We start from the raw sequence: 10,569 nt of genomic DNA on the forward strand, positions 1-10,569 counted from the left end.
GCGCCAGGGCGCGGAGACTGCTGTGATGATCAAGTTGGAAAAACGCCCGCAGCCCTCGCGGCTGTGGACAGTTCTTGCCCCGCTCTTGGCCGTGCTGCTGACAATGGTCGTGGGCGGGGCGCTGTTCTGGTTTCTCGGCGCGAACCCGTTCGAGGCGATCCGCACGATTTTCTGGGACCCGCTGTTCGACCCCCAATTCGCGCCCTTTTCGCGGCCCCAGCTTCTGGTCAAGGCCGGGCCGCTGATCCTGATCGCGATTGGCCTGTCGATCGGGTTTCGCGCCGGGATCTGGAATATCGGCGCCGAAGGGCAATACATCATGGGCGCCATATGCGGCGCGGGCGCCGGCCTTGCACTGTATCCGTCTGACAGCGTGCTGGTCTTTCCGCTGATGATCCTGTGCGGCGCGCTTGGTGGCTGGGCCTGGGCCATGATCCCGGCCATTTTGAAAACGCGCTTTGGCACAAACGAGATCCTCGTATCGCTGATGCTGGTCTACGTGGCCGAGAACATCCTGGCGTCGATGTCGTCGGGGCTGTTGCGCAACCCCGAAGGCATGGGCTTTCCCGGCAGCCGGAACTTCAAGCAATGGGAGGCCGCGCATAACGCCGAGTTGATACCCAATACCGGCATGCATTGGGGCGTGGTTTTCGCCTTCATATGCGTGATAGGCGTTTACGTGATGCTGACGCGGCATATTCAGGGCTTTAATATCCGCCTGACGGGCGACGCCCCCAAGGCGGCCCGCTTTGCCGGGGTAAGCCCGGCGCGCGTCGTCTTTCTGTGCCTCGGGCTGGCGGGCGCGCTGGCGGGGCTGGCCGGGTTGTTCGAGGTCTCGGGGCCCGCGGGCCAGATCACCATCGATTTCAACTCGGGCTACGGGTTCACCGCGATCATCGTGGCCTTTCTGGGCCGGTTGAACCCGATTGGCATTTTGCTGGCGGGGCTTTTGATGGCGCTGACCTATATCGGCGGCGAACTGGCACAGTTGATGCTGGGCGTGCCCGGTGCGTCGATCCAGTTGTTCCAGGGGATGTTGCTGTTTTTCCTACTGGGGGTGGACGTGTTCACCAATTTCCGCATCCGCCTGACCAAACCGGAGCTTGCCTGATGGATCTGTCTTCAATCAACCCGATCCTCCTGGTCGCCTCGATCATGGTGTCAGCCACACCGATATTGTTGGCCGCCATCGGTGAAATGGTGGTCGAGAAGGCCGGCGTGCTGAACCTTGGCGTCGAGGGAATGATGATCACCGGCGCCGTCGTGGCCTTTGCCGTGGCGGTCAATACCGGCTCGCCGATCCTGGGTTTTGCGTTCGGCGCGTTTGGGGCGGCTGCGCTGTCGCTGACATTCGGGGTCCTGACGCAAATCCTGTTGTCGAACCAGGTCGCCACGGGGCTGGGCCTCACGCTGGTCGGGCTGGGCCTGTCATCATTGATCGGCAAACCCTACGAGGGCGTAAAGGCACCATCGCTGCCACGGCTGGACATTCCCGTGTTGTCCGACTTGCCGGTGCTGGGCCGAATGATTTTTTCACACGACATCATGGTTTACCTGTCGCTTCTGCTGGTCGTCGCCGTCTGGGCCTTTTTGAAATACACGCGCGGGGGGCTGATCCTGCGGGCGGTCGGCGAAAGCCACGACAGCGCCCACGCGCTGGGATACAAGGTCGTGCGGGTGCGCCTGCTGGCGATCTTGTTCGGTGGCGCCTGCGCCGGAATGGGCGGGGCCTATCTCAGCCTGGTGCGCGTGCCGCAATGGACCGAAGGGGTCACCGCCGGTGCGGGCTGGATCGCGCTTGCCATCGTGGTGTTTGCAAGCTGGCGGGCAGGTCGCGTGGCAGTCGGTGCTTATCTTTTCGGCGGCATAACCGTATTGCAACTGAACCTGCAGGCCGCTGGCGCCGCGGTTCCGGTGGCGCTATTGTCGGCATCGCCTTATGTGATAACCATTTTGGTGCTTGTCTTCATCTCGGCCCGGGGGATGCACGGGGCACCCGCCTCTCTGGGCCGTCCATTCCACGCCTCGTCTTAGGGGCATCATTCAACCACCAACAGGGGATGACCATGAAAAGAAGAACTTTGCTTGCAAGCGCCGCATTTGCGGCCAGCCTCGGCACCGCCGCGTTTGCACAAGACCCGACGAAAGCCTGTTTCGTCTATGTCGGCCCGATCGGCGATGGCGGCTGGACCTATCAGCACCACCAGGGCGCATTGGCCCTGAAAGAGGAATATGGCGACAAGGTCGAAATCGCCTGGCAGGAAAGCGTGCCCGAAGGCTCGGATGCCGAGCGCGTGCTGACCCAGATGGCGCTGTCGGGATGCAACATAATCTTTACCACCTCGTTCGGTTACATGGATGCCACCAATGCCGTGGCTGCCAAGTTCCCCGACATCAAGTTCGAACATTCCACCGGCTACAAGCGTGAACACCCGAACGTATCGACCTACAACGCGCGCTTCTACGAGGGCCGCGCCGTTGTGGGCCATATCGCCGGCAAGATGACCAAGACCAACAAGATCGGCTATATCGGGTCTTTCCCGATCCCCGAAGTCATCATGGGCATCAACAGCTATTTCCATCATGCCAAGATGGCCAACCCCGATGTCGAACTGGTGGTGACCTGGGCCTACACCTGGTTCGACCCCGCGAAAGAGGCCGACGCGGCCCGCGCGATGCTTGACCAGGGCGTTGACGTGATTACCGCACATACCGACTCGACCGCGCCGCTGGCGGAAATCGGCAAGGAAGACGGCAATGCATGGGGCTTTGGCCAGGCTTCCGACATGGCAGCCTTCATGACCAACGACGACGGCACCCCCGGGCCGCGTGTGGCCTCGATCATCGACGAATGGTCGCCCTACTACATCAAGCGCGTGGGCGCGCTGATGGACGGCACCTATGAGCAGATCGACAGCTGGGCCGGCATGCCCGAAGGCGAGGTGGTTATCGGCGAAATGAACGACGCCATCCCCGATGACGTCAAGGCCGAGGCACAGGAGCTGATCGACGCGATCAGCTCGGGCGAATACCACCCCTTCACCGGCCCGATCAACCGGCAGGACGGCACACCCTGGCTGGCCGAAGGCGAAACCGCCGAAGACGGCACCCTGCTGGGCATGGATTTCTACATCGAGGGAATCAAGGGCGAAATTCCGCAGTAAACGACCCGCCCGGAACAACTGAAAGGCCCGCCCGAAAAGGCGGGCCTTTTTCATGGTGCAAAGTCGGCCGCCCGCAATCGGCAGCGACTGATCATGCAAAATACATCGGCCTGCCGGGGGCGCCGGGGCTTTTGAAGTCACGTTATCAATTCTGGAAAAATTGGCAGGGGCAGCAGGGTTCGAACCCGCGACCTACGGTTTTGGAGACCGTCGCTCTACCAGCTGAGCTATACCCCTAGGCCGGGGTGACGGATACGACGCCACTTTCGTGAAATCAAGGGTGATTTTCGCCCATCCGGCCCTGATGGCCTATTTCGCCGCCCGAACGACGCTATCGACCATCAGCGCAGCAAATTCCGCCGACTTGTGCGAGATGTCGCCGCTTTCCGCTGCATTCTCGACCGCGTATTTCTGGTCGGTGAAGACACCATGGACCACGGTTTCTTCCGGCTGCGGCACCAAGGTGACACCGTCCTGTGCCATTTCGGCCGAAAGCGCACCGATAAGGCGCGCGCGTTCTTCGGCCGTGGTACTTTCAACCTCGGGGTAAAGGGCAAGCGTGCGCTTGTCCTGGCGGTGGTCCAACACCCCCCATGTCAAGAAAGGGGTGGGAGCAAAAAACACGCGCGTCCGGCCATCACCGGCCAGCCACTTGGCCAGCCGAGCAGCCCGGCAATTGCCAATGAAACGGCGCGCCGCGGCGCGCAACACGGCCTCGCTCATATAGCCATGCGGTTTGCGCATATGATGAACCAGCGACGGCACGAAGGAGGACAGACGAAGACGGGCGCCGTAAAAGAGCACAAGGTCAAAGTCACCCGGCGCGATCGACAGCCGACCGCGGGCATTGATGGATTTCAAAACTTCGGCCGCCTCGTCGGATTGCGGGCGGATCGCATCGTCGACAAGGTTGATGTTGCGAAAATTCTCGCCCGTGGCGCCCCAGAACTCCACGTCGATGCCGCGCAGCTTGACCTTGCCATCACCGATCGCCTTGCGGACGCTACCTATGTGACTGTCGCCGAACACGCAAAGCGACTTATTTTGCGAAGGCACCCAACAACTCCTCTTCGCATTTCAACTCGTCATCCTGAATCACTGGCTTTGACGCCTTCCGCTTGCGCTTGGTCATCTTGGGCGCGCCGAATACACGGGCCTGGTCGGCAAAGAAATGGCCCATCACCGTGTCGACGCCCGCTTTCTCGACACTGCGCATATTGGGCCCGTAGAACATGCCCCGAAACACCGGGTGGGTGATGATCTCGTATGACGGGAAATAATCGATGAACCTGTACTCGGCCGTGATCTGCCCCGCCACCGCGCGCAATGTCGACTTCGAATAGCTGGTCGCGTTCAACACGTGCTGCCCCGAGGCCGTAGCCGTCAGCGGCACGGGCGACACAGTCAAAAGCACGCGCAGGTTCTTGTTCTTCTGACGCATCAACCGCAGAGCCGCCTGCAATTCCTTGTAAAGCGAGCGGAAGCCACCGTTTCGGAAAACGTGACGCTCGGGGTCAAACCGAGCGCCTTTCACGGTGCCGGGGCACAGCGCATATTGCAGGCCGGTTTCGCTGTTTTCCCAGCTTTCGGTCAGGCCCAAAGTGAAGACAAAGATATGCGCGCGTTGCACCGCATCGCGGATAGCGGCCAGGGTGGCAGCACGCGCGGCGCGCAGCTCGTCTTCAGAGGCAAAACCGCCGGGCTCGATCACCGGGCGCAAAGGATCGTAGAATCGACCGTCTTCTTCCCATATCTCGTCCGGCACCTCGCCCGCGTCAAAGGCCAGGCGCAACCACTGCAGCAGCATCTTGGGCGTGTAGATATTGCCGGTGCGGAAACTGAAGATGCCGTAGTTATAACGCCATGCCTCGTCATCCTGAACAAAAGGCGGGGCGGGTTCCGCATCGTACCACTGAAACCCGCGCTCACTCAGCGCGCGGCCAATATGTTGGGCGAAACAGCTACCCGCGGTCACGATACGGTCTTGCGGGCGCACCCGATACTTGGGCGACCAAAGGCCCGTCAAGCCAAAGGGGCCAGCCGCCGCGACAGCGGGGCGCCAATACGCCTCGGGGCCAAGGGTTTCATAAGGGTTACTCATCCGATGGCTACACCTTGAACCACGTATCGGGATCTGCCCCGACTTTTTCGGGAAAACGCTAGCAGAGCCCGAAAAACGGTTCAACGCGCGGCAAGCGCCCGGCCCGCCCAAGCCTGACCTTTGCCACCCGATCGGGGACTTTGCACCACACCTTGGGCACGCCACGGGCGCACGGGCAGCGGAAAACGCATGATCGGTACCGCGCGCCCCGGGATTGCAAGGTGCCTATGCCATCTGTGCCTTTTCCAGTTTTCGGGCGCCAGGGAAGACGATGTAGTAAAATACCGGCGCCGCGACCAGCGTGAGGATCGACGCAAAGCCGAGGCCGCCCATTATCGTCACCGCCATGGAGGCAAAGAACGCATCCCACAACAGCGGAATCATCCCGAGAATCGTGGTCGCGGCAGCCAGCACAACCGGCCGCAGGCGCGAGGTCGACGCCTCGACCACCGCGCGGGTGAAAGGCACACCATCGGCCCGGGTCAGGTCGATCTCTTCAACCAGCACGATACCGTTCTTGATAAGCATCCCCGACAGGCTCAGCAGGCCCAGAAGCGCCGTGAAGGAAAAGGGCAGCCCGCTGCCCAGAAGGCCGATCACAACACCGTTTACCGACATCGGCACAAGCAACCAGATCACCAGCGGCTGGCGCAGCTTGCCAAAAAGCAGGACCGAGATCAGCACCATGACCAGCAGCGAAAGCGGCAGCTTGGTGCCAAGGCTTTGCTGCGCCTTGGCGGAATCCTCGTATTCGCCACCCCAAACGAAGGCATACCCTTCGGGAATCGACATTTCGTCGATCACCGGCCGGATATCCTGGAACACCGAGGCCGCATTGACGCCGGGCGGCACGCCCGCCCCGACGGTGATCGTGAACAGCCGGTCGCGCCTTTGAATCAGCGTGTCCTGAACGTCGTAGGTAAAGCCGTCGATCACTTCCTCGATCGGGATGAAGGTCTGCGCGGCCTCGGAATAGACAGGCTGGTTTATCAGGTGCCCACTGCCTTCAAGCACAGCATCCGGCGTTCTGACCACGATGGGAATCATCCGGTCCTGCTCGCGGTAGACGCCGGCACGGATACCGTCGGTCGCGGTCTGGAGCGCCTGGGCGACATTGTCACGTGTGATACCAGCGGTCTGGGCGCGCTCGGACGCGTAGACGGGGCGCAGGACCAGCTCGCGTTCGCGCCAGTCACTGCGGATATCAAGCAGTTGATCCGACGCGCCTTTCAGCCGGCTTTGCGCCTCGTTGGCAAGCGTGCGGAGGACATCGGGATCGGGACCGGAAAAGCGCATGGCGATGGGCGTGCCGCCGCCGGGGCCAAAGGCAAGACGCTCAGTCCTGAACTCGCCCTGAGGCAGCGCCTGCCGGCCAAACGTTTCAAGGTCATCGCGCAGCGGCGGAATTTCGGCGATGGTGCCAGTACGGATGATGACATGGCCATAAGTGGGCAGCCGTTCTTCACCGGCATAGGTCAGCATGAACCGCGAAGCGCCGCCGCCGACGAATGTCGTGTAAGAAACAACGTCGTCGCGTGCCTCAAGCCAATTCTCGATCACCGCCATGTCGTCGGCCGTGCGCGCGATTCCCGCGCCTTGTGGCAGCTTGTAGTGCACGTAGAAGATCGGCGTGTTGCTGTCGGGAAAGAACTGTTGCTTCACTTGGCCGAACGCCACGAAGCAGACAGCCGTCAGCCCTATAAGGCCGACAACCACCAGCCAGCGCAACCGCAGCGCCAACCGAAGCGAGGCGGCGTAGGCGCGGAAAATCGGGCCGTCATACTGGCCACCGGCGCCACCCGTTCCTCTTTTGAAAAAATAGTGCCCAAGCAGCGGCGTGACCGTCACCCCAAGCACCCACGAGAGCAGGAGCGAGATGCCGATCACGGCGAATAAAGAAAACAGGAACTCGCCGGTTGCATCCGGGCTGAGGCCGATACCCACAAAGGCCATGATGCCGATGATCGTCGCCCCCAGCAGCGGTATCTGGGTCTTGTCGGCCACGTCGCCGGCCGCGTCATGCGCCGACTTGCCTTGCGCCATGTCGCCCTGCATGCCTTCGGCCACGACGATCGCGTTATCGACAAGCATACCCATCGCGATGATCAGCGCACCAAGCGAGATACGCTGCATCTCGATCCCGAAAAGCGCCATGAAGAAAACGGTTCCGACAACCGTCAGCAGCAACGTGGTGCCAACCACCACCGCAGCGCGCCAGCCCATGAACAGGGCAAGCACGATCACGACGATGGCGACCGACATGGCGAGGTTGAGAAGGAAAGCGTCCGACGCCTCCTCGACGACGAGATGTTGCTGGTAGATCGGGTGCAATTGCACACCGTAGGGCGTATCAGCCATCAATTGGTCAAGCCGCGCATCGACCCGATGCCCCACATCGACGATATTCAGCCCCTCTTTGGCAGAGACCCCGATGGTAAACGCCTCCTCGCCATCGAAGCGCACGATCAGCCCCGGTTCGGCCACGCGGTCACGATAGACGCGCGCTACATCGGTCAGGTCGATCACCTCGCCGCCGACCCCGATGGTAAGGCTCTGGATCTCTTGAACCGTGTCCGAGCCGACCGGCGCCTCTATACGGATATCCTGCCCGTTGCGGCTGACCGAGCCGGCCGGTGTCACGCTGTTGGCAGTGGTAATCGCCTGGATGATCGCGGCCGGTGGCAGCCCGAGATTGGTCAGGATAGCGGGCTCGGGTTCGACATAGATCGCCTCATCAGGCAAACCGTCGAGCGTGACATCCGCCACGCCCTCGACCGTCAGCAATTCACGCCGCAGGAAATCTGCCAGGTCGTGTCTTTCGGCATCGGTGAAACCGGGCGTCGTTACCGCGAAGAACAGCCCGTAGACATCGCCGAACCCGTCATTGACCTGCGGCTCGTTGGCATCCTGCGGTAACGAGGCGCGCGCGTCACCAACCCTGTTACGCAATTCGTCCCAGATTTGCGGCAGGTCATCCGGGCCATGAATATTCTCGACCTCGACGGTGATCCGGCTCACGCCGGGCTTGTTGGACGAGGTTATGTGATCGACCTCGGCCATCTGCTGGATCGCCGATTCCAGCGGCTCGGAAACCTCGCGCGCCACCTCCTCGGCCGATGCGCCCGGGTACTGGGTGATGATGACGGCCGTCTTGATCGAGAATGACGGATCTTCGAGCCGACCAATCGTTGAAAAACCCCACAGGCCGCCCAGAAGACAACCGAACATAAGCAGCCACGTGATGAGGGCCTTGTCGATGGATGCGCGTGCGACAGACATGGGCTTCACTCCCCGATGCCGGTGAAGCGGCGCACAAGCTGGCCATCTTCAAGAAGCGAGGCCCCGGTGGCGACGATCTCGGTGCCGGGTGGGGGCCCGTCGACCAGAACCAGGCTGCCATCTTCGCGCAGTTCGATCTCGACAGGGACGGACGACACCGTGCCGATGTCGGAATTGTCACCCTCGGGCGCATAGACGAAAACGGCGGGCGTGCTGTTTGGGTCGAACACAAGCGCCGTTTCAGGCACTGTCAGGGCGCTGCCGCGCGCACCGGCCGTCGCGACAGTGACCGTCGTAGCCGAGCCCGGCAGTATGCCATCGCCCACCTCGTCTACAAAGGCGAGTGTCACGCGAAAGGTCTGCGCGACCTCGGCCGTTTCGGCCTCGTACTCGCGAATGACAAGCGGGTACCGGGTCTCGTCACCGGGGAATGACGCGTGGATCTCGAACTTGCGCTCCGCGCCACCAAGACGCCGGAACAGCACTTCGGGCACGTCAATGTCGACCCGCATTTCGGACATGTCGTGCAACCTGACGACCGGCTGACCGGCCGAAACGGTGCTGAAATTCGCAACCTCGCGCCGTGCGACCAGCGCATCATAGGGCGCGGCCAGCGTCGCGTCTTCTAATTGTTCCTTGGCCTGTTCGACAGCGATCTGCGCCAGGTTCACGTTTGTCTCGGCGTCCTTGATCTGCACCTCGGGCACATTGTCGGAAGACAGCTGCTCCAGCCGCTCCAGGTCGCGATGCGCCTTGTCCAGGTTCACCTCGGCCTGCCGCAAACTACGCTGGTAGGATCGCTGATCAAGCTGCGCGATGACGCCCCCCCGCGCGAGGCGTTCGCCCTCGGAAACGGCGAATTCGGTGATCTGCCCGCTTACCTGGAAGGCGAGATCGACAGTCGCGCGCGCACGGACCCGGCCGTAGAATTGGCGGCTTACCGTGCTGTCATCCTCGGCCAGCGTCATCAACTTGGCCGGGCGTGGCACGTCTGCCTGCTGCGCATGCGCGGGCATTGCAAGACCAAGCGAAAGGACCAGAAGGAAAACCTGTTTCATGCAGACCCCTTGGAAACCTGGCCGCCGTGGCGACCGTGAAACACGATGCGGGCGAAATCCCTGCCCAGCTCATCGGCCGTCACTCCATTGGGTCGCGAGACCCAAAGCCGTACCATACCGAGAAAGGCACCCGTGTAGAAATGCGCGGCAACGGTCGTTTCCAGCGCCGTCGGTGCGGGCATATCGTGCCGGGCACCCCGTTTTATCATCCGCTCGACCAAGGCGGCGAACCTGGCCTCGGGCGTCAACGCGGGGACACCCTGCAAAAGCGTGTGCAGGCGTGGATCGTCGCGGTCGAGATCGGCAAAGATACGCGCTGATATCTTGGCAAGCCGGCCTTCTTGCGCGCTGTCTTCCTGTTCGGCCAAAAGCGCCTCGTGACGGGTCTCGATCTCGGCCAGAAGCCCATCGAGGTATTCGCCAAGCATCGCCGCCAGATCGGAATAGTTCGAATAGAAAGTCGGACGCGTGACGCCGGCACGTTGCGACAGCTCCCCGACCGAGATATCGGCGAGGCATTTCTCGGAAAGGAGAGAGCGTAGCGCGGTCTGAAGCCGCAAACGCGTGCGGCGGCGTCGGATATCCATGTCGCCGGTGTAAATTTTATTTAACAAATGTCAATAAAGCCTTGGTCCGCCGTGGTTGCCCCGGCGATCCGTGGAGGTGTCGATAGTAATCGGGATCGGATCTTGCGCGTAATGGCGCAACCGCGCCGGCGCTTCTCTCTTGGTCTGCCTTTTGCAAAAGAAACAGCCTGCCACGGAAACCGTGCCAGGCTGCCCAGGTGCCAGGCGTTGCCAGGGCCAGGTGCCAGGCGTTGCCAGGGCGACGAAAATGCCTTGGCAACGCTTAACTCACGAACGTCTCGTTACTCGATGATCTTGGAGACGACGCCGGCGCCGACGGTGCGACCGCCTTCGCGGATGGCGAAGCGCAGGCCGTCTTCCATGGCGATCGGGGCGATCAG

9 protein-coding genes and 1 tRNA gene are annotated in these 10,569 nt (G+C 61.8%); 3 read left to right on the forward strand and 7 right to left on the reverse strand.

The window, feature by feature from the left end; genetic code table 11:
- Positions 1-25: 25 nt before the first annotated feature.
- The 3 genes from M8744_RS15995 to M8744_RS16005 are packed head-to-tail and all read left to right on the forward strand — an operon-like array spanning position 26 to position 3,164.
- Positions 26-1,111: an ABC transporter permease gene (locus tag M8744_RS15995; RefSeq protein WP_251419634.1), complete on the forward strand. Its 1,086-nt coding sequence runs from the start codon at positions 26-28 to the stop codon at positions 1,109-1,111.
- A complete protein-coding gene (locus M8744_RS16000) occupies positions 1,111-2,034 on the forward strand; it encodes an ABC transporter permease (RefSeq protein WP_251419636.1) in 924 nt (307 codons plus the stop codon). The genes M8744_RS15995 and M8744_RS16000 overlap by 1 nt, the downstream gene beginning before the upstream one ends.
- 32 nt (positions 2,035-2,066) lie before the next feature.
- Positions 2,067-3,164: a BMP family ABC transporter substrate-binding protein gene (locus M8744_RS16005; protein WP_251419638.1), complete on the forward strand. Its 1,098-nt coding sequence runs from the start codon at positions 2,067-2,069 to the stop codon at positions 3,162-3,164.
- 161 nt (positions 3,165-3,325) lie between these two features.
- Here the strand turns inward: M8744_RS16005 and M8744_RS16010 are convergent.
- The 7 genes from M8744_RS16010 to M8744_RS16040 all read right to left on the reverse strand — a co-directional run.
- Positions 3,326-3,401: transfer RNA gene (locus M8744_RS16010), tRNA-Trp, on the reverse strand.
- Between the two features lie 72 nt (positions 3,402-3,473).
- A complete protein-coding gene (locus M8744_RS16015; RefSeq protein ID WP_251419640.1) occupies positions 3,474-4,220 on the reverse strand; it encodes a hypothetical protein in 747 nt (248 codons plus the stop codon).
- Positions 4,204-5,265 carry a GSCFA domain-containing protein gene (locus M8744_RS16020; protein WP_251419642.1) on the reverse strand — a complete coding sequence of 354 codons (1,062 nt, stop codon included), beginning with the start codon at positions 5,263-5,265 and terminating at the stop codon, positions 4,204-4,206. The genes M8744_RS16015 and M8744_RS16020 overlap by 17 nt, the downstream gene beginning before the upstream one ends.
- A 225-nt stretch (positions 5,266-5,490) precedes the next feature.
- The gene (locus M8744_RS16025) at positions 5,491-8,544 is read right to left on the reverse strand and encodes an efflux RND transporter permease subunit (RefSeq protein ID WP_251419644.1); all 3,054 of its coding nucleotides are present in this window, start codon (positions 8,542-8,544) and stop codon (positions 5,491-5,493) included.
- Positions 8,545-8,549: 5 nt separating this feature from the next.
- Positions 8,550-9,602, reverse strand: a complete 1,053-nt coding sequence (locus M8744_RS16030; RefSeq protein WP_251419646.1) for an efflux RND transporter periplasmic adaptor subunit — start codon at positions 9,600-9,602, stop codon at positions 8,550-8,552.
- Positions 9,599-10,189 (reverse strand): TetR/AcrR family transcriptional regulator, encoded by a 591-nt coding sequence (locus M8744_RS16035; RefSeq protein ID WP_251419648.1) that lies wholly within the window; start codon positions 10,187-10,189, stop codon positions 9,599-9,601. Before M8744_RS16035 ends, M8744_RS16030 begins: the two co-directional genes overlap by 4 nt.
- Before the next feature lie 281 nt (positions 10,190-10,470).
- Positions 10,471-10,569: EF-Tu C-terminal domain-related protein (locus M8744_RS16040; RefSeq protein ID WP_017929992.1), on the reverse strand; the 99-nt coding region annotated here is incomplete at its 5' end.

The organism is Lutimaribacter degradans (genome assembly GCF_023703375.1).
Classification (GTDB): Bacteria; Pseudomonadota; Alphaproteobacteria; order Rhodobacterales; family Rhodobacteraceae; genus Lutimaribacter; species Lutimaribacter degradans.

Excerpts from the sequence above, each read along its gene's own strand:
- M8744_RS15995 (WP_251419634.1), top strand. The coding sequence starts at position 26 with ATGATCAAGTTGGAAAAACGCCCGCAGCCCTCGCGGCTGTGGACAGTT.
- M8744_RS16000 (WP_251419636.1), top strand. The coding sequence starts at position 1,111 with ATGGATCTGTCTTCAATCAACCCGATCCTCCTGGTCGCCTCGATCATG.
- M8744_RS16005 (WP_251419638.1), top strand. The coding sequence starts at position 2,067 with ATGAAAAGAAGAACTTTGCTTGCAAGCGCCGCATTTGCGGCCAGCCTC.
- M8744_RS16020 (WP_251419642.1), bottom strand. The coding sequence starts at position 5,265 with ATGAGTAACCCTTATGAAACCCTTGGCCCCGAGGCGTATTGGCGCCCC.
- M8744_RS16025 (WP_251419644.1), bottom strand. The coding sequence starts at position 8,544 with ATGTCTGTCGCACGCGCATCCATCGACAAGGCCCTCATCACGTGGCTG.
- M8744_RS16030 (WP_251419646.1), bottom strand. The coding sequence starts at position 9,602 with ATGAAACAGGTTTTCCTTCTGGTCCTTTCGCTTGGTCTTGCAATGCCC.
- M8744_RS16035 (WP_251419648.1), bottom strand. The coding sequence starts at position 10,189 with ATGGATATCCGACGCCGCCGCACGCGTTTGCGGCTTCAGACCGCGCTA.